Source organism: Arthrobacter sp. P4_F11 (assembly GCF_056401395.1).
Map to the genome: position 1 here is coordinate 104,530 of NZ_JBFUJK010000007.1, position 18,133 is coordinate 122,662.

17 protein-coding genes and 1 tRNA gene are annotated in these 18,133 nt (G+C 68.2%); 9 read left to right on the forward strand and 9 right to left on the reverse strand.

Annotated features, from left to right (window positions below; genetic code table 11):
• Window positions 1–8: 8 nt before the first annotated feature.
• The gene (locus tag AC1DRO_RS09785) at window positions 9–1,220 is read left to right on the forward strand and encodes a fatty acid desaturase family protein (protein ID WP_243178328.1); all 1,212 of its coding nucleotides are present in this window, start codon (window positions 9–11) and stop codon (window positions 1,218–1,220) included.
• Window positions 1,221–1,310: 90 nt separating this feature from the next.
• On the opposite strand, the gene AC1DRO_RS09790 is transcribed toward AC1DRO_RS09785, so the two are convergent.
• From AC1DRO_RS09790 to AC1DRO_RS09805, 4 genes are all read right to left on the reverse strand, one after another.
• A complete protein-coding gene (locus AC1DRO_RS09790) occupies window positions 1,311–1,946 on the reverse strand; it encodes a class I SAM-dependent methyltransferase (RefSeq protein ID WP_476950679.1) in 636 nt (211 codons plus the stop codon).
• Window positions 1,947–1,962: 16 nt separating this feature from the next.
• A complete protein-coding gene (locus AC1DRO_RS09795; RefSeq protein WP_476950680.1) occupies window positions 1,963–4,089 on the reverse strand; it encodes a copper-translocating P-type ATPase in 2,127 nt (708 codons plus the stop codon).
• A gap of 158 nt (window positions 4,090–4,247) precedes the next feature.
• Window positions 4,248–5,621 (reverse strand): DNA repair protein RadA, encoded by a 1,374-nt coding sequence (gene radA / locus AC1DRO_RS09800; RefSeq protein WP_223914678.1) that lies wholly within the window; start codon window positions 5,619–5,621, stop codon window positions 4,248–4,250.
• Window positions 5,622–5,700: 79 nt separating this feature from the next.
• Window positions 5,701–6,828 (reverse strand): FUSC family protein, encoded by a 1,128-nt coding sequence (locus AC1DRO_RS09805; RefSeq protein WP_028276614.1) that lies wholly within the window; start codon window positions 6,826–6,828, stop codon window positions 5,701–5,703.
• A 275-nt stretch (window positions 6,829–7,103) separates the two neighbouring features.
• On the opposite strand from AC1DRO_RS09805, the gene pstS reads away from it, so the two are divergent.
• From pstS to pstB, 4 genes are all read left to right on the forward strand, one after another.
• The gene (pstS, locus tag AC1DRO_RS09810; protein WP_028276613.1) at window positions 7,104–8,225 is read left to right on the forward strand and encodes a phosphate ABC transporter substrate-binding protein PstS; all 1,122 of its coding nucleotides are present in this window, start codon (window positions 7,104–7,106) and stop codon (window positions 8,223–8,225) included.
• A gap of 171 nt (window positions 8,226–8,396) precedes the next feature.
• Window positions 8,397–9,329, forward strand: coding sequence for a phosphate ABC transporter permease subunit PstC (pstC, locus tag AC1DRO_RS09815; RefSeq protein WP_230007456.1), 933 nt, complete (start codon window positions 8,397–8,399; stop codon window positions 9,327–9,329).
• Window positions 9,330–10,439 (forward strand): phosphate ABC transporter permease PstA, encoded by a 1,110-nt coding sequence (gene pstA, locus AC1DRO_RS09820; RefSeq protein WP_459383616.1) that lies wholly within the window; start codon window positions 9,330–9,332, stop codon window positions 10,437–10,439. It begins immediately after the preceding gene.
• A gap of 46 nt (window positions 10,440–10,485) precedes the next feature.
• A complete protein-coding gene (pstB, locus tag AC1DRO_RS09825) occupies window positions 10,486–11,265 on the forward strand; it encodes a phosphate ABC transporter ATP-binding protein PstB (protein WP_018774898.1) in 780 nt (259 codons plus the stop codon).
• A gap of 9 nt (window positions 11,266–11,274) precedes the next feature.
• Here pstB and AC1DRO_RS09830 read toward each other — a convergent pair whose 3' ends face one another.
• The 3 genes from AC1DRO_RS09830 to AC1DRO_RS09840 form a co-directional block, all read right to left on the reverse strand.
• The gene (locus AC1DRO_RS09830; RefSeq protein WP_459383617.1) at window positions 11,275–12,291 is read right to left on the reverse strand and encodes an inorganic phosphate transporter; all 1,017 of its coding nucleotides are present in this window, start codon (window positions 12,289–12,291) and stop codon (window positions 11,275–11,277) included.
• A gap of 1 nt (window position 12,292) precedes the next feature.
• On the reverse strand, window positions 12,293–12,910 hold the full coding sequence (locus AC1DRO_RS09835) for a DUF47 domain-containing protein (RefSeq protein ID WP_028276610.1): 618 nt from the start codon (window positions 12,908–12,910) through the stop codon (window positions 12,293–12,295).
• Window positions 12,911–13,292: 382 nt separating this feature from the next.
• A complete protein-coding gene (locus AC1DRO_RS09840) occupies window positions 13,293–13,946 on the reverse strand; it encodes a hypothetical protein (protein ID WP_018774895.1) in 654 nt (217 codons plus the stop codon).
• Between the two features lie 202 nt (window positions 13,947–14,148).
• On the opposite strand from AC1DRO_RS09840, the gene AC1DRO_RS09845 reads away from it, so the two are divergent.
• From AC1DRO_RS09845 to AC1DRO_RS09855, 3 genes are all read left to right on the forward strand, one after another.
• A tRNA-Lys gene (locus tag AC1DRO_RS09845) sits at window positions 14,149–14,221 on the forward strand.
• A gap of 191 nt (window positions 14,222–14,412) precedes the next feature.
• Window positions 14,413–14,907, forward strand: a complete 495-nt coding sequence (locus AC1DRO_RS09850; protein WP_476950681.1) for a MarR family winged helix-turn-helix transcriptional regulator — start codon at window positions 14,413–14,415, stop codon at window positions 14,905–14,907.
• Window positions 14,908–14,971: 64 nt separating this feature from the next.
• Window positions 14,972–15,319: a hypothetical protein gene (locus tag AC1DRO_RS09855; protein WP_476950682.1), complete on the forward strand. Its 348-nt coding sequence runs from the start codon at window positions 14,972–14,974 to the stop codon at window positions 15,317–15,319.
• 46 nt (window positions 15,320–15,365) lie between these two features.
• Here AC1DRO_RS09855 and AC1DRO_RS09860 read toward each other — a convergent pair whose 3' ends face one another.
• Window positions 15,366–16,484, reverse strand: a complete 1,119-nt coding sequence (locus tag AC1DRO_RS09860) for a lactonase family protein (RefSeq protein WP_476950683.1) — start codon at window positions 16,482–16,484, stop codon at window positions 15,366–15,368.
• Window positions 16,485–16,766: 282 nt separating this feature from the next.
• Here AC1DRO_RS09860 and AC1DRO_RS09865 point away from each other — a divergent pair, with 282 nt between their 5' ends.
• Window positions 16,767–17,597 carry a putative protein N(5)-glutamine methyltransferase gene (locus tag AC1DRO_RS09865; protein ID WP_476950684.1) on the forward strand — a complete coding sequence of 277 codons (831 nt, stop codon included), beginning with the start codon at window positions 16,767–16,769 and terminating at the stop codon, window positions 17,595–17,597.
• Between the two features lie 37 nt (window positions 17,598–17,634).
• Here the strand turns inward: AC1DRO_RS09865 and AC1DRO_RS09870 are convergent, their stop codons facing one another.
• Window positions 17,635–18,090 (reverse strand): hypothetical protein, encoded by a 456-nt coding sequence (locus AC1DRO_RS09870; protein WP_476950685.1) that lies wholly within the window; start codon window positions 18,088–18,090, stop codon window positions 17,635–17,637.
• Window positions 18,091–18,133: the final 43 nt, after the last annotated feature.

Genomic DNA, 18,133 nt, shown 5'->3' on the forward strand with positions numbered 1-18,133 from the left:
ATCACCGCATGACGATTGTTTCCAACAAACCGGACCTTTCCGACGCCGACACCCCCGCCACCAGCGGTTCAGCCGACACAGCAAAGGTCGTCACGGTCGCGAAGACGCGGCCCGGCGCCCTCGCCGAAACCGGCAGCCCGCTGCTGCGCCCGCCCGCGGCCGCCCACCTCTCCGACGAGCAGGTGGCGGAGCTGGGGCGCGAACTCGACGCCATCAAAGATGACATCCTCGCCAAGCGCGGGTCCGCCGATGCCGCCTACATCCGCCGCATGATCAAGATCCAGCGCGGCCTGGAGCTCTCCGGCCGTGCCCTGCTCCTTGTCAGCAAGAAGAAGCCCGCCTGGTTCGCCGGCACCGCGCTGCTGAGCTTCGCCAAGATCCTGGAAAACATGGAACTTGGGCACAACATCCTGCACGGGCAGTGGGACTGGATGCGGGACCCGGACATCCACTCCACCACCTGGGAATGGGACTTCGTCACCCCCGCGCGCTCCTGGCAGCACACCCACAACGACCTCCACCACCGCTGGACAAATGTGGTCGGCAAGGACAACGACATCGGATACAACCTGCTGCGGATGGATCCGGACCAGAAATGGACTCCCTTCAACCTGGGCAACCCGCTGTACAACGCGCTGCTGGCACCGGTCTTCGAGTGGGGCATCGCGATCTACGACCTCGAACTGGTGGACTACAAAGAGGGCCGGAAATCGAAGGAAGCCCTGACCAAGGACCTGAAGGCCCTCGGCCGCAAGGCACTGACGCAGTTCACCAAGGACTACGCCGCCACTCCCGCCGTCGCCATGCTGACCGGTTCCGGCAAGCAGGCCCTTTACGGCACGCTGACCGCCAACGCCGTCCGCAACGTGTGGGCGCACGCAGTGATCTTCTGCGGCCACTTCCCCGAAGGCACTGACACCTTCACCGAGGAAATGGTGGAGGGCGAGACCCGCGGTGACTGGTATGTGCGGCAGATGATTGGCTCGGCCAACATCTCCGGCTCCAAGTTCATGCACCTCATGACCGGCAACCTCTCGCACCAGATTGAGCACCACCTGTTCCCGGACCTGCCCTCGAACCGCTACGCGGAGGTGCAGCCGAAGGTGCAGGAGATCTGCAAGCGCTACGGACTGCCGTACACCACGGGCCCGCTGCTGAAGCAGGTCGGCTCCACGTGGGCGAAGATCTTCAAGCTGGCCCTGCCTCCCAAGAAGGCCTAGCAAACCCAGGCCGGCTCAGCCGGAGTGAAATCAGAAGAGGGGCGTCTGCCATCGCGGCAGGCGCCCCCTTTTCGTTGTGCCGGAACGCGCTCAGGATTTGCCCGCCACACCGAGGACGTGGGCCAGCCGCGGATTGCCGGGAAGCACCGAAAAGCCGAAGCGCTCGATGCCCTGCACGCTCAGGCCTGCCGCGGCGATCATGGCGGCGGTGTCACGGTTCGGGTGGCATCCGCCTGCCAGCCGGCCCCACAGCGGTGTGAGCAGGTCTTCGGCGGCCCCCAGCATGCGGTGCGCTGAGCGGACGTGTTCGTAGAACAGCAGCAGGCCGCCGGGCCGCAGGACCCGGACCACCTCCGCCAGGGCGAGGGACGGGTCCGGCACGCTGCACAGCACCAAGCTGGAGACAACGACGTCGGCCGAGGCATCCGCCGCCGGCAGCGCTTCCGCCACGCCGTCCCTCACCGTGACGGGCACAGGCGCCTTACCGGCGGCGGCGAGGGCCAGCGCACGGAGCGTGGGGTCCGGTTCGAGGGCCAGCACACCGGATACCGCGGAAGGGTAGAACGGGAAGGAGGCCCCGTAGCCCGCCCCGATTTCGATGACGAAGCCGTGCGCCGGCGCCACGAGCCGGCGGCGGTGCTCTGCTGCGCCGCGGGCGTCCATCCGCGGACCCACCCGGGCATACGATCTCCCGAATGATGACTCACGGCGGGTGGTTTCCGGCATCGGGGCCTCCAACAGGTCAGCTGACCGCGGCCGGGTTGAGCTTGAGCCTGCGCAGCAACTGGGCGTTCAGGGCAACCACAATGGTCGACGCCGACATCATCACGGCGCCCGCGGCGGGGGACAGGACAATTCCGGCGAAGGCGAGGACACCGGCAGCCAGCGGCACCGAGATGACGTTGTATCCGGTGGCCCACACGAGGTTTTGCCACATCTTCCGGTAGCTCGCACTGGAAAGATCGAGCATTGACAGCACAGCCCGCGGATCGTTGCCGGCCAGGACCACACCGGCGGATTCCACGGCCACATCCGTGCCGCCTCCAATCGCGATCCCCACCTCCGCCCGTGCCAGCGCGGGGGAGTCGTTCACGCCGTCGCCGACCATGGCCACCTTCAGCCCGCGGCCCTGGAGCTCCGCCACTTTCTTGTCCTTGTCGGCCGGGAGCACCTCGGCGAACACTTCGTCGATGCCGAGCTCGGCGGCGACGGCGTGCGCCACCTGCCGGGCGTCGCCGGTGACCATGGCCACCTTGATGCCGCGTGCCTGCAGGGCGCGGACGGCCTGGCGGGACTCGGGCCGCACGGCATCCTCGAGGCTGACAGCACCCAGGACCCTGCCGCCGTCCACGACATGAAGCACCGCCGCGCCGCGCTCCAGCCAGGCGCCGGTCGTGGCGGCCAAATCCGGCGGCTCCTGCAAACCCAGCTCCCGGAGCAGGGCCGGGCCGCCCACCTGGATCGTGCGGCCATCGACCGTGGCGCGGACTCCGCGGCCAGTCAGCGACGTGAACCCGTCCGCCGTAGGAAGCTTAAGTCCCCGTTCGCGGGCCGCGGCAACGATTGAGCGGGCCAAGGGATGTTCGCTGTCAGCCTCCACGGCGGCCGCGAGTGCCAGCACCGTATTCTGCGCAGCGTCTTGGCCGGTTGTTCCCGCGTCTGCGGCGGCGACTTCCTTGAGTTCCGGTTCGCCCCTGGTCAGGGTTCCGGTCTTGTCGAACAGCACGACATCGACTGTCCGCATGCGCTCCAGCGCCATCCGGTTCTTGATCAGGACGCCCGCCCGGGCGGCGCGCTCGGTGGAAATGGCGATGACGAGCGGGATGGCTAGGCCGAGGGCGTGGGGGCAGGCGATCACCAGGACCGTCACAGTGCGGGTGACCGCGTCTCCTAGGCTGCCCATCAGGGTCCAGAAGATGAAGGTCAGGACGCCGGTGCCGGCCGCGAAGTAGAAGAGGAAGGCCGCAGCCCGGTCGGCCAGGGCCTGGGCCCGGGAGGAGGACGCCTGCGCCTCGGCCACGAGGCGCCGGATCCCGGCGAGGGCCGTGTCCTCGCCGATGGCCGACACCCGGACCCGCACGGAGTTGTCAGTGGCGATGGTGCCGGCCACCACGGGATCCCCCGGGGCCCGCAGGACGGTTTTTGATTCGCCCGTGATCATGGATTCGTCGAATTCGGCCTGCCCGCCGCTGACGGTGCCGTCGGCCGGCATCCGGCCGCCGGGGCGGACCAGGATGGTGTCCCCGGCACGGAGTTCGGCGAGGCTGACGGTCTCCGTGCCGGCAGCCGTGACGCGTTCCGCTTCGTCGGGCAGCAGCGCCGCCAGGGCATCCAGCGCACCCTGCGCCGAGCCGAGGGCGCGCATCTCGATCCAGTGGCCCAGCAGCATGATGGGGACCAGCAGCGCCAGCTCCCACCAGAAGTCGAGATCGAAACCGCCGATGCCGAGGCTGGTCACCCAGGAGGCGATAAAGGCGACGCTGATGGCCATGGCAATCAGCAGCATCATCCCCGGTTTTCGCGTCTTCAGTTCATTGAGTCCGCCCTGGAGGAACGGACGGCCGCCGTAGAGGTAGATCGCCGTGCCGAAGACCGGCGGGATCCATGCTGAGCCGGGGAAGGCGGGAGGAGCGTAGCCCAGGAGTTCCGCGAACATGGGGCTGAAGAAGACCACCGGCACGGCCAGGGCCAGTGACAGCCAGAACCTGTCCCTGAACATCGCGACGCTGTGCCCGGCATGCTGGCCGTGAGTGTGTACCGTGTGCTCGTCCGCGGCGGAGCTCACAGCATGGTTGCCGTGCGGCGTCCCGCCCGGGCTGTGGTCTCGGAGGCCCTGGTCCGCGCCGGGGCTGCTGTGCCGGTGTTCCATGGTGTGTGCTCCTGACGGATGCTCAGTCATCTGCGGCTACGCCCAACATACCCCCGGGGGGTATCTTTGGCAAGAGGGCATTTCCAGCCTCAGCGGACCTCTGGCAACTCGCATCGTCCCCAGGTCCCAGACCACCGGGGCGCCCGGCTTCCACGGCGTCAGCTGATCAGCAGTCCCAGGGCCTCGGCCAAGTGGCCGACCTCGCGGACCGAGAAGCCCGCCGGAACCGGTCCGTGCCCGTTGGGGCTGGCCGGTACCACGGCATGGGTGAAGCCGAGCCGGTGCGCCTCCTGGATGCGCTGGTTGATGCCGGGCACCGGGCGGACTTCGCCCGCCAGGCCCACCTCGCCGAAGGCTATGAGCCGCTGGGGGAGCGGCTTCCTGGCCTTGGCCGAAGCCACCGCCAGGGCCACGGCGAGGTCCGTGGCGGGTTCGCTGAGCTTGACCCCGCCGACCGTTGCCACGTACGAGTCGTCCTTGTTCAGCAGGCAGCCGGCGCGCTGCTGCAGGACGGCCAGCAGCATCGCGACGCGCGAGCTGTCGAGCCCGCTGGTGGCGCGGCGGGGCTGGGAGCTGGCACTCTCGGCGAGCAGCGCCTGCACCTCGGCCAGCAGCGGCCGGCGGCCCTCCAGCGTGACCGTGATGCAGGTTCCCGAAACGGGCTCCTTGGTCCGGGAGACGAACAGCCCACTGGGATCGGCGAGGCCCTCGATGCCGTCCTCGTTCAGATCGAAGCAGCCGACGTCATCGGTGGGTCCGTAGCGGTTCTTGACCGCGCGCAGCAGCCGCAGCCGCGAGTGCCGTTCGCCTTCGAACTGGCAGACGACGTCCACGAGGTGTTCCAGCAGCCGGGGCCCGGCGATGGAGCCGTCCTTGGTCACGTGCCCGACCAGCAGCGTGGTCATGTTGCGGCGCTTGGCCGCGGCGATCAGGGACGCCGCCACCTCGCGCACCTGGGACACGCCGCCGGCGCTGCCCTCGACGTCGGCGCTGCTGAGGGTCTGCACGGAGTCCACCACCAGCAGGCGCGGCTCCAGCTTCTCCACCTGCCCCAGGGCCTGCCCCAGGTCAGTTTCGGCGGACAGGTACAGGGATTCGGCGACGGCGTCGATCCGGTCCGCGCGGAGTTTGACCTGGGCCGCGGATTCCTCGCCGGTGATGTAGAGGACGTCCTGCGCCGTGCGGGCGAACTTGGCCGCAACGTCCAGCAGCAGCGTCGACTTGCCCACCCCGGGCTCGCCCGCCAGCAGGATCACGGCGCCTGGCACCAGCCCGCCGCCGAGCACGCGGTCGAGTTCATCCACGCCGGTGGGCAGGAACGCGGCGGTAGTGGCGTCGACGTCGGCGATCCGGCGGGCCGGTTCCAGGACCGTCGTGGCCGCCGTCGTCCGGGCGACGGCGGTGCCGGTCTCCTCCACGCTGCCCCACGCCTGGCACTCGCCGCAGCGGCCCACCCACTTGGCCGTCGTCCAGCCGCATTCGGCGCATTTATAGCCGGGCGCCTTCGGCCCCCGGGAAGTCTTCGTAGCCATTGGTCCACACTATCGGGGGCCAGCGACAACAAGTGCGCCGGCGGCGGGGCCAGCAGGGCCCGTGCGCCAGCTGCAGCAGCTACAGCGGGGGCAGGATGTCCCGGGCTTCCTTGGAATCCAGCCCGGCGGCCTCGAGCAGGTCCACCATGAGCGGGCGGAACAGCATGACCACCGTTTCGCCCTCGAGCCGCTGGACGTCCAGTATCCGCGGATGCAGCCGGCCTGCGATCTCCCGCAGCTCCGAGCGTGCTGTCCGCAGGTGGGCGCGGCGGGCGCCGTCGTGGACTTCCGCCAGGCCGAGCGAGAGCTCGTCGACGGCGGCGGCCGTCTCCTGCAGGACCTCGGCGATGTTCTGGGTGGCCTCGTCCGAGAGCGCCGCATGGTTGATGGCGCTGGTCAGTCGGCGCGCAAAGACCCGGCTGTTGCGCAGCGCGAGATCGATGTAGTCCAGCGACTGCTCCATCTGGTCCAGTTCGTCCCGGTGCCGCCGGTAGGCTGGGGCCAGGGTTGCCACTTCGCCGGAGGCACGCAGCGACTGGCGCATGGCGTCGACGAGCGGCTGGCAGTTCCGGCCCCGGATGAGGGCATGCCAGGCCTGGGTGGAATCGCTGTAGCTCAGCGCCGAGGCGCATTCCCGCAGCACCTCGGCGAGCTCGTGCAGGAGCTTCTTGACGTCGCTGCGGGGTTCACGCCGCGGATCCTTGGGAACGAGGACGGTCATCAGCAGCGCGAACACTCCGCCCACCACGGCGTCGATGCTGCGGGTGAACGGGCCCCCGATCGGTGCGGGCAGGAGCACCACGAGCACCGACTGCAGGCCCAGTTGCGTCGTGAAAATCGTCCCGCTGTCCAGGAACCTGGCCAGCAGGATGGAGAAAAGGAGCACGACGGCGGCCTGCCAGATTCCGGAGCCCAGCCAGTGCAGCAGCAGGTCTCCGACCACGATTCCGAGCGTGCAGCCCAAGCCCACCTCGATGACGCGGCGCAGCCGGGGGTCGCGGGAAAAACCGAGCGCAATAAGGGATGACGTGGCCGCAAACAACGGCCCGCTGTGACCCAGGACGTATTCTGCGAAAGCGTAAGCGCCCACGGCGCAAGTGGTCATCTGGATGGCCGGGCCCAGGGAGTTCCGGCTCCGGACAAAGCCGGTGCGGACCCGGCCGCGCAGAAATCGTGCGCTTGCGGAGAGTCCAGTCGCGGAGGCCATGCCCTCCAGTCTATTTGCTGCGCCGGGACGGCCGGCACGGCAGGACACGGCACGGGCCGCGGGCACTGTGCGGCTGATACGACTGTGACGCACAGAACACAATGGCGGCCCGGCATATGTAAGCCAATAGTCCCGCGTCGTTCACCGGCCGTTCACTTTGGTCCGCAATTCTCTTCACCTGGGCCACTTACGGTCGGTAAAGGTACAAACCCGTACGCATCCCTGCGGGCCTTCTCCAGGCCCGGCACTCACAGCCCTGGAAGGGGTACAACTCAGTGAAGGCTCTCCGCTTCGGCCGCAACGCGGCTATCGCTGTAATCGCCGTCGGCGCACTTGCGCTGACCGCCTGCGGTTCGGACAACGCAACTAACACGGCCCAGACCGCGGCGCCGTCCGCCTCGGGTCCCGCGGTCACCGGCACCCTGACCGGCATCGGTTCTTCCGCCCAGGGCGCAGCCATGGATGTCTGGAAGACCAACTTCGCTACCGCGAACCAGGGCGCAACTGTGCAGTACTCCCCGGACGGTTCCGGCGCCGGACGCAAGGCGATCCTCGACGGCTCGGCCCAGTTCGCCGGCTCCGATGCCTACCTCAAGGATGACGAACTCGCCAGCTCCAAGGAAAAGTGTGGTCCCGACGGAGCCATTGACATCCCGGTCTACATTTCCCCGATCGCCGTCGCCTTCAACGTCCCTGGCATCACGGACCTGAAGCTCGACGCCGCCACCGTCGCAAAGATCTTCCGCGGCGAGGTCGCCAACTGGAATGACCCCGCCATCGCGGCGATGAACCCGGGCGTCCAGCTTCCGGACCTCAAGGTCACCCCGGTGAACCGCTCCGATGACTCGGGCACCACCACCAACTTCACCGACTACCTGTCCGCCGTAGCCCCCACCGTGTGGACCGACAAGGCAGCCGGCGTCTGGCCCGCCAGCCTGAAGGGCGAGAACGCCAAGGGCACCTCCGGCGTCGTCAAGACTGTCACCGACACCCCCGGCGCCGTGACCTACGCCGACGACTCCGCTGTCAGCGGCAAGCTCGGCACCGCGCAGATCAAGGTCGGCGACTCCTTCACGAAGATCTCCGCCGAGGCAGCTTCCAAGGCAGTCGACCAGGGCAAGCCGGTCGAGGGCCGCAACGCCAACGACCTCGCCATCAAGCTGGACCGCACCACCACGGCCGCGGGCGCCTACCCGATCGTCCTGGTGTCCTACCACATCGTCTGCACCACCTACGACACGCAGGCCACCGCTGACCTGGTCAAGGCCTTCGTCAAGTACGCCGCCTCCGACGCGGGCCAGCAGGCCGCGGCCGACGCCGCCAAGTCGGCGCCGCTGTCCAAGACCCTCCAGGACAAGGCAATGGCTGCCGTCGACTCCGTCAAGGCCAAGGCCTAGGAATACGCTGCGCCGCGAGGCGAAGTGGAAAAGGGCATAGTGGAAACACGGGCCTGATCAAGGTTCCCTGCTCCATGGCGGCCGTCACCGGCGGCCGCCATGGAGCAGGGAACTGACGCGTTTGTTCCATACATCAAGATTTGCCGGGCATCCAAACCGAAGGACCGTGAAGTGACCACCACCTCCCTGACCAAGTCCCGGGGCGCAGGCCACGCCGGTGACAAAGTCTTTTCCGCAGCCACCTTGGCAGCAGGGTGTTTGATCCTCGTCGTGCTCTTCGGCGTGGCACTGTTTCTCGTGATCCAGGCGCTCCCCGCCCTCGTGGCTCCGGCGGACAAGATCCAGGGCGGCGAAGGATTCTTCACCTACATCTGGCCGCTCGTCATCGGCACCCTCATCGCCTCGGTGATCGCTCTCGTGATCGCGACGCCGATCGCGATCGGCGTCGCGCTGTTCATTTCGCACTTCGCGCCGCGCCAGCTCGCCTCCGGCCTGGGTTACGTGATTGACCTCCTCGCCGCCATCCCGTCCGTGGTCTACGGCGCCTGGGGCGTCGCGTTCCTGGCCAAGGAAATCTCGCCGTCGTACAACTGGCTGGCCGAGAACATGGGCTGGCTGCCGATCTTCCAGGGCCCCGCCTCCGCCACCGGCAAGACCATCCTGACGGCCGGAATCGTGCTCGCCGTCATGGTCCTGCCGATCATCACCTCTCTGACCCGCGAAATCTTCCTGCAGACCCCCAAGCTGCACGAAGAGGCCGCGCTGGCGCTCGGGGCCACCCGCTGGGAGATGATCCGGATGACCGTGCTGCCGTTCGGCCGGCCGGGAATCATCAGCGCCGTGATGCTGGGACTGGGCCGGGCCCTCGGCGAGACCATGGCCGTCGCGCTGGTGCTGTCCTCCGGAGCCCTGACCGCCAGCCTGATCCAGACCGGCAACCAGACCATCGCCGCCGAAATCGCCCTGAACTTCCCCGAGGCCAGCGGGCTCAAGGTCAGCACGCTGATCGCCGCGGGCCTGGTGCTGTTCGTCATTACCCTCGGAGTAAACATGATTGCCCGGGGAATCATCAGCCGGCACAAAGAATTCTCGGGAGCCAACTAAATGACCTCCACCCTGACTCCGGTACGCAAGCGCTCGGCGCTGACCAGGGGCCAACTGCCCAAGGCCGCGCCGTACATCGTCCTGGCCGTTGCCTTGATCCTCGGCGCGGCGATCCTCGCGCTGATCGGCTTCAATGCCTTCGGCTGGGGAATCGTCTCCGCCATTCTCTTCGCCGCCGGCCTGGTGGGCTGGAGCCTTGTTGTGGAAGGCGCCCGCAAAGCCAAGGACAAGCTGGCCACCTGCCTGGTTGTGGGGGCCTTCCTGGTTGCCCTGTTGCCCCTGTTCTCGGTGATCTGGACCGTACTGATCAATGGGCTCCCCGGGCTCCTGGATCCCGGTTTCCTCACCACCTCCATGAACGGGGTCACCGGCGCCTTCGACAACAAGACGGTGGAGGAAGGCGCCCCCCTGCTGGGCGGCATCTACCACGCGCTCATGGGCACCTTGCTGATCACGGTGCTCGCCACCCTCATCTCGGTCCCCGTGGGCCTGCTGACCGCGATCTACCTCGTGGAATACGGCGAGGACCGCGCACTGGCCCGGGCCATCACCTTCTTCGTGGACGTCATGACCGGCATTCCCTCGATTGTCGCCGGCCTGTTCGCCGCCGCCGCGTTCTTCGCGGTGGTCGGCCCGGGCACCAAGACCGGCGCCGTCGCCGCCGTCGCACTGTCGGTGCTGATGATCCCGGTGGTGGTCCGCTCCAGCGAGGAAATGCTCAAGATCGTGCCCAACGAACTCCGCGAGGCCGCCTACGCCCTCGGCGTCCGCAAGTGGCGGACCATCCTCAAGGTGGTCCTCCCGACGGCGATCTCCGGCATCGCGTCCGGCATCACCCTGGCGATCGCCCGCGTGATCGGCGAAACCGCGCCGATTCTGGTCACCGCCGGATTCGCGACCACCATCAACACCAACGTGTTCAGCGGCTGGATGGCCTCCCTGCCGACCTTCATCTACACCCAGATCCTGAACCCCACCTCGCCGTCGAACCCGGATCCGTCCTCCCAGCGGGCCTGGGGCGCGGCCCTGGTACTCATCATCCTGGTGATGCTGCTCAACCTCGGCGCACGCCTGATTGCCCGCATCTTCGCCCCCAAGACAGGCCGCTAGGCCATCCGCGCCCGCCGCCCCTACCTCCAGCAAGTGAAGGAACACCATGTCTAAGCGCATCGACGTCAAGGACCTGAACGTCTACTACAGCAAATTCCTGGCCGTCGAAGGCGTCAACATCAACATCGACGCCAAGTCCGTCACGGCCTTCATCGGCCCCTCGGGTTGCGGCAAGTCCACCTTCCTGCGCACCCTGAACCGCATGCACGAGGTCATTCCCGGTGCGAGGGTTGAAGGCGAAGTGCTGCTGGACGGGGACAACCTGTACGGCCCCGGCGTCGACCCGGTCACCGTCCGGTCCCAGATCGGCATGGTGTTCCAGCGCCCCAACCCGTTCCCCACCATGTCCATCCGGGACAACGTGCTGGCCGGCGTGAAGCTGAACAACACGAAGATCTCCAAGGGCGAGGCCGATGTCCTGGTGGAGCGGTCCCTGCAGGGGGCCAACCTCTGGAACGAGGTCAAGGACCGCCTGGCCAAGCCCGGCTCCGGGCTGTCCGGCGGCCAGCAGCAGCGCCTGTGCATTGCGCGCGCGATTGCCGTTGAACCCCAGGTGATCCTCATGGACGAGCCCTGCTCCGCCCTGGACCCGATCTCGACGCTGGCCATTGAGGACCTCATCAACGAGCTCAAGGACCAGTACACGGTGGTGATCGTGACGCACAACATGCAGCAGGCGGCCCGCGTGTCGGACAAGACAGCCTTCTTCAACATTGCCGGCACCGGCAAGCCGGGCAAGCTGATCGAGTTCGGCGACACCCCCACGATCTTCAGCAACCCGACCGAGAAGGCCACCGAGGACTACGTCTCCGGCCGCTTCGGATAAACCAGCCTGCTACAGGCCGGCCACCGTCGAGAGCGCCAACTGCAGGACGAACGCGGCGGCAGCGGTGACAACCGGGGTCGCTACCCAGAACACCAGGATGCGGATCACCAGCCGCCGGTCGGTGCCCGGGAAACACTGGTTGGCGCCGGCGCCAAGGGTTGCCGCCGTCACCGTGTGCGTGGTGGAGACGGGCCAGTGCAGCCCGATCGCGCCCACCAACAGCATCACCGCACTGTACATCTGCGCGACAAATCCGCGCAGGGGATCGACCCGGGTCAGCCGGTAGCCGATGGTGTAGGAAATCCGCCACCCGCCCGCGAGGGTTCCCGCCGACAGCAAGACGGCCGTCAGCAGGGCCACCCACACCGGCACTGAACCGCCGTCGGAGAGCCCGGCCGCCAGCAGCGCCAGGATCACCACCGCGCTGGTGCGTTGGCCGTCCTGCAGCCCGTGCCCGAAGGCGACGGCGCCCGCGGCAATGGCCTGGGCCCGCCGGGAGCGGGTGTTGACGACATTGGGCGGCGTGTACCGGGCCGCCCAGCCCGCGGGCCAGACCAGCAGGAACGACCCCGCATAGGCGATCACCGGTGAGATCAGCAGCGGGAGCACTACCTGGGACAGGAGCGAGGCGTCAACGCCCATGACGGGGTTTCCGCCGACGGCGACGCTGGCGACCCCCGCCCCGGCGAGCCCGCCGACCAGGGCATGGGTGGAGGACGAGGGGATGCCGCGCCACCACAAGTAGACGCCCCAGAGGATGGCGCTCAGCAGCGCGGCCAGCAGAATCGTCAGGCCGTTTGTGCCCGGCGGCAGCGACAGCCACGCCTGGCTGACGGCCAGAGCCAGGGCGGCGCTCAGCCCGGCACCGATGAAGTTGAACAGGCTGGCCAGAATCACCGCCACTGTTGGGGTCAGCGCGCGCGTCCGCACGGCCAGCGCCACCGACGAGGACGCGTCCCTGAACCCGTTGAGGAATGCAAAGGCCCCGGCGCAGAGCAGCACCAGGGCAAGGAAGAAGAGCACCACGTCAGGATTCCTTGACGATGATGCTGCCCACCTGGGTGGCGATCCGGCGCATGTCCTTCGTGACTTCCACGAGCTGGTTCGCGACATCGCGGTTGCGCGCGTACTGCATGGCCTTCATCTCGTGGAGCATGTCCGCGACCCAGACCCGGTGCGTGCGCTCGGCACGCTTGGCCAGGCGCAGGATCTCGATCCAGTAGTCCTCGAGGTCGTCCAGATTGTTCAGCCGCCGCATCGCATCGACCGTTAGTTCGGCCTGGCGGCTGATGATTTCCAGCTGGTCGGCGGCCCGTCTGGGCAGCCGTTCGAGCTTGTAGAGGGAGACGAGCTCGGCGGCGGCGTCGAGCTTCTCCATGGCCTCGTTGAGGAACCGGGACAGCGTGTACATGTCCTCGCGCGGCAGCGGGTTCACGAAGCTGGTGCGCATGTGGGTCAGGAGGGCAAAGTGCAGCTCCGCGGATTTGGCCTCGTGGTTGTGCATGTCCTCCACCAGCCGGGCATGCTCGCTGGCCGGGGCGCCGAGGATCTCCGAGAGCGTTCCTGTCCCCAGCACGATCTGGCGCGCCATTTGGGAGAGCAGGTTCAGTCCGGCGGACTCCTGGGGGAACAGGCGCAGCTTCACGTGGTGTCACCGGTCTTCCGGGAGGAGGTTCGCGGGTGGAGCCGGCCGGCCGTGTGACTTGACGGTGACCAGTGCATACGCATCACTTTACCGTCCGCGGCGGGTCCGGCCCGGCCCGACGCGGCGTGTGACGGCGCAGGTGAAAACCGGGCGAACATCAGGGTAAGAAGGCATGAAAATGGTGCCGAACCGGATACGCCTCTCGGCGGTAGGCCGCTCTAGGCGGCTAAATGTTGAAGCCCGGGGGTTTCGCGGTTCGGCACCGCTTTTAGTTTTCTACGTAGGTTCATGCAAGTCAACATTGACAGCCTGCCCGCGTCGTGCGTGTCCTGGGTGCTGCGGGCCCGTCATCCGGCGCCTGCCGCCCGGCCCGGCCGGCCCCTCAGTCCAGTTCGCCCAGCCGCCACGCGTTGGCGGCGTGCTCGAGGTCCTCGGCCGTCTTGACGAGCAGATGCGAGTTGCGGGTGAGTTTGCTGGCGTGGTTTTCGTTGCTGTGCTCGGCGTTGTCCGCAAGCGTTGCCTGGCCCAGGGCCACCACGCGGCAGAACGCTGCGGAGCGTTCCAGGGCGACGTCGAATTCGCCGTCGAACGCCCCGGAGAGGATGGCGTCCGCCATGGATTTCATCTCATCGGCGCCGGGCGGTTCGGCCGCGCCGGCGACCACATGCGAAACCTGGGCCGTGTCCTTGCCCGCCTTGAAGTAGACGGAGATCCGCTCGGGATCCTGGATGGTGGCGGCCCGCAGGGCGTACAGGCGCCACAGCGCGCCGGGGAGGGACCGGGCGGGGCTTTCGGCCCACATTTCGGCGATTGCTTCCAGGCCCTGCTCATCGGCGAGTTTGACGAGCCGTTTGGTGACTTTGGGATCGTCGCTGTCCCGGCCGCGGCGCACGAGAGCCTGCGCGGCCAGATGGGCCGCCTCCGAGACGCGGGCAGGATCGGCCCCTCCGGCGAAAGGCTCAAAGTCGATCGGTGCGAAGGGTTTCGGCTTGTGGTGCCGCGGGCCGGGGGCGCTTGATCCTGCTTGCTCGCTCATGCCCCCACGCTACTCCAGTGCCGCAAGGGAATCGAGGATCGGTGCGCGCTGCTGCCATAGACGCAGGGGGCCGACGACGCCGGTGCGGCCAACGTGAAAAAAGCCGGCCCGGGTCTGGGGTACAGTGTTAACGTCCAGAAATGGACTGGGCCGAAACGCGCTGCACCAGCGGATTTATCCGCTGGTTCGGGGCTCTCGGCTGGGGCCTTTAGCTCAGTTGGTAGAGCATCGGACTTTTAATCCGTGGGTCGTGGGTTCGATCCCCACAGGGCCCACTCTTTTAGCGAAGAGTGGAAAAACCCCGGTTTCCTGGCAACAGGAAACCGGGGTTTTTTGTGCCCGCCACCGGGGTCCTGTCCTGGCGGCCGGGGCCCCAGACCCCACGGCTCCGGGGCCCTGGGGCCCTGTGGCTGCAGCCACCCGGATTGTACGACTGGCTAGTTACCAGTTCCGCTAGGCTTGGCGAATGGACTCCCACGGCGCCTCCGGATACTGGTATGGCCCCGATGACAGCCTGGATCCTCCGGCGGCGATCCTGCAGGCCCTCCGCGACTATCGGATCTCGGAGGTGGCGACCAGGCGGTCCGCCCGCGATTCGATGGGGATGGGTGAGACCGACGTGCTGGCGTTGCGCTACCTGCTGCGGGCCAAAGCGACAGGCGAACGGGTTGGCCCGAAGGATCTCAGCCGCGTCCTGGGCATCACCACCGCTTCCACAACGTCCCTGATCGACCGGCTGGTAGCAAGCGGGCACGTCCGGCGGGAGCCGCACCCGACGGACCGTCGCTCCCTTGTGATCGTGCCGACGGTGGCGACGGACTCCGAAGTCCGCGCCACGCTTGGACACATGCACCGGCGCATGATGGAGGTGGCAGAGTCCATGAGCGCGGAGGACGCCCGCGTGGTCATCACTTTCCTCCGCCGGATGAGCGCGGCCATCGGCGCCGAGCGGCATAACTAGCTCGTTTAACTAGTTATATGTATGCTTGCTACTTGTTTTTTAGATCTCAACGAGAGTAGGCGCCGTGGCTGAATCCGCAACCCTGACCGGGGACCCCGCGACAGAGCTCCCGCCCGGTGCCCCGCTGCACTGCGGCGCACCCATGCAGTGGACCTCGCCGGAGCCCGCGATGCCCTCCTACTCGTTCGGGCCCGCGGACCCGTCCCTCGATCTCCCGGCCCTGTGGCGCTGTCCCTGTGGCTTCCAGCTCGACGGCGGTATCCAATTGGGGGACGGACTCCACTTCGCCGACGGGTTCCAGGCGGAGAGCGTGTTCCAGCCGGAGGTCGGGTTCCAGTTGGGCGGGATCCAGCTGGATGGTGGCGAACAGGGCGCCGATCAGGCTGCCGCGGGGCTTGCCGCGGCCTGCTGACCCAGCGGCCGCTTCTCACCAGCCCGCTCCTCACCGCAGCGCCGCGTCAGCCGGGCCCCGGCTCCTCACCCCGGGGCACCAGCCGGCGCCGGGCCGGCACCAGCGCGGTGGGGGAGGCCACCTGCAGCCGGTCCGCAGGGAGACCCGGCAACCCGGATGCCGCGTCCAGAGGAAACGTTACGACGTCGCCGGAGCGTTCGTGGGCGACGTGCAGCAAACCGTCGCGGATCAGATGGTGCCGGGGCCAGTTGCCGCCGCTGGGGACGTCGGCCACCGGACGCAGCGCCGCGCCCCCGGCCTCCACCTCCAGCACGCAGATCCGGTTCGAACCGCGGACGCCCACATAGGCGTACCTGCCGTCGGCCGCCAACGCGATCTCTGCCGCCGAATCATCCGGCTGCGCCCCGCCGGCGGCGGCGGGCCCGACGAATCCGAGCCGGAAGTCCCCGGAGTCCGGCGACAACCCGGCTACAGCCACCTCGAGTGAATACTCCGTCACCACAAAGACGTGGCCGCCCGGATGCTGGACCAGATGCCGGGGGCCGCTGCCACGCGGCAGGACCACCTCGTGGTCCAGGACCGGGCCCAGAGTCCGCTCCGGTCCGGAGCCGACATTCCAGATCCGCAGCAGGTCGTGGCCGAGGTCGGTGGTCATCACCCTGCCGTCGGCAAGCATGAGTGCCGCATGAGCGCGGCTCGGCCGTTTTTCCCGTTCGCCGGGGCCGCCGCCGGGAGCCTCGCCGTACGGGTCGGGCGATTCGACGCCGGCCGTCCGGTCAACGATGCCGCCGTCGGCGTCGAGCTCATAGAACAGCACCTGGCCGTCGCCCCAGCAGCAGACGACGAGGAAACGGCCGGAAGGCTCGACGGCGACATGGCAGGCCGCGTCGCCGGCCGGCCACGCCGGGCCCGCGGGCTCCAAGCCAAACGCGCCGGCCCGGCGGTAGGCCCGGACGGTCCTGGCCTGCTCGGCCACGGCATAGACCACAGGGAGAGAAGGGTGGACCGCCAGGAAGGACGGCGAGTCGGCCGGCGCCGCAATACCCAGCCACCGCAATGTGCCGTCGGCCGCCGCGGCAACCGCGCCGATCCCCGTGCCGCGGCCGCCGGAATCTGCCGTGTAGGAGCCGGTCCAGATGAGATCGTGTGCAGGCAGGGAGTCCATGCTGCCATCCTGCCAGCCGCCACCGCCAAGGCATCCCAATCAGGCGTCACAATCCGCCGCCGCAATCAGCCGCCGCAACCCGCCGCCGCAAAACCCCGACCAATCACAGCAGACCCAATCACAGCTGGCCGCGGGCGGCTTCGGTAGCATGGGGCAATCGAGCAACTGCAGCAAAGGAGGTGGGTCCCGTTCACGCAAGTCCAGCAAGGATGCCCGCCCAGCAGTGCCCGCCGCGGCCAGCTCACGGTGAGGGCGTCTGACACCCGACCGAAAGGCGCTCCCATGCCAGTAGTCCGCCATCTTTCCCCGCACGAGATGCTCACGGCCAGACTCCGATCAGCCGGCTGCGTGTTTGCCGAAGACGAGGCCCGCCTCCTGATCGACGCGGCCCCGACGCCGGAGGCGCTCGAACGGATGGCCGCCCGGAGGGTCGCCGGCCTTCCCCTTGAACACATTCTCGGTTGGGCGGAATTCTGCGGACTCCGCATCGCGGTCGTCACCGGAGTCTTCGTGCCCCGCCGCCGGACGGAATTCCTCGTCCGGCAGGCCGCTGCGCTGCTGGACGCAAGCCGCATGGCGCGGGGCGACGCCCCGGCACCGGTCGTTGTCGATCTCTGCTGCGGGTCCGGCGCCGTCGGTACGGCGCTCGCGGCCCTCGCCGGCCCCGCCGAACTCCACTGCGCCGATATTGACCCCGCCGCCGTGTCCTGTGCACGCACCAACGTTTTGCCCCTGGGCGGGGAGGTCCACGAGGGTGATCTCTATGCTCCCCTCCCGCCAGGCCTCCGGGGCCGGGTCCGGCTGCTGGCCGTCAACGCCCCCTACGTTCCCTCGGCAGATATCGAAACCATGCCGCAGGAAGCGCGCGTCCACGAGCCGCGGGCCTGCCTTGACGGCGGCGCCGACGGGCTTCAGGTGCAGCGGCGGGTCGCCGCCGGCGCACGGCAGTGGCTGGCGCCCGGCGGCCACGTGCTGATAGAGACCAGCCGCCGGCAGTCCGCGCGGACTGCCGGAATCCTCCGCGGGCACGGACTGGCGGCCCGGGTGCTGCGCTCGGAGGAACTGGGGGCCACCGTGGTGGCCGGCGTGCTGCTGCCCTCCGGCGGGCGGTAGCCGGCAGCGGCGGCGACGGTGGCCCCTCAATTAACCCCTAGGGCAGTTTGTCCTCATTCACGTTGGTGGCCGGGCCCGCCGGGGTGGCACCGCCCTCGTCCGACCAGTCCTGGCCGGTCTGGTCGGTGAGCGCAGGGTCGGAATGGACATCGCGGGCCGCGGGCTCCGGCGTTCCGGGCGTGGCTGCTCCCTGTTTTCCTGGCGTGGCCGTTCCCGGCGTGGCCGCGGACGTGCTTCCGTGGCCGGCATCGCGGTGTACAGCGGAGCTTATGACGGTACCGGCACGGCGGGCGGCTTCGCCGAGATGCTCGGAGACCTCGGGGGCTTTGTCTTTGACCGTTTCTGCTGCCGCGGCCACCTTGTCCTGGACCGGCTGGCTGTGCCAGAGCTCTGCCGACTTGGCCTTGAGCTTGTCATAGGCTGCGCGGCCTGACCGCGATCCCAGGACGTACCCTGCTGCCAGTCCGGTGGCGAAAAGAAGTTTGCCTTTCATGCTGTGCTCCTGCTCCCTGACGTAGGTGAAAAGTAGACGTTGT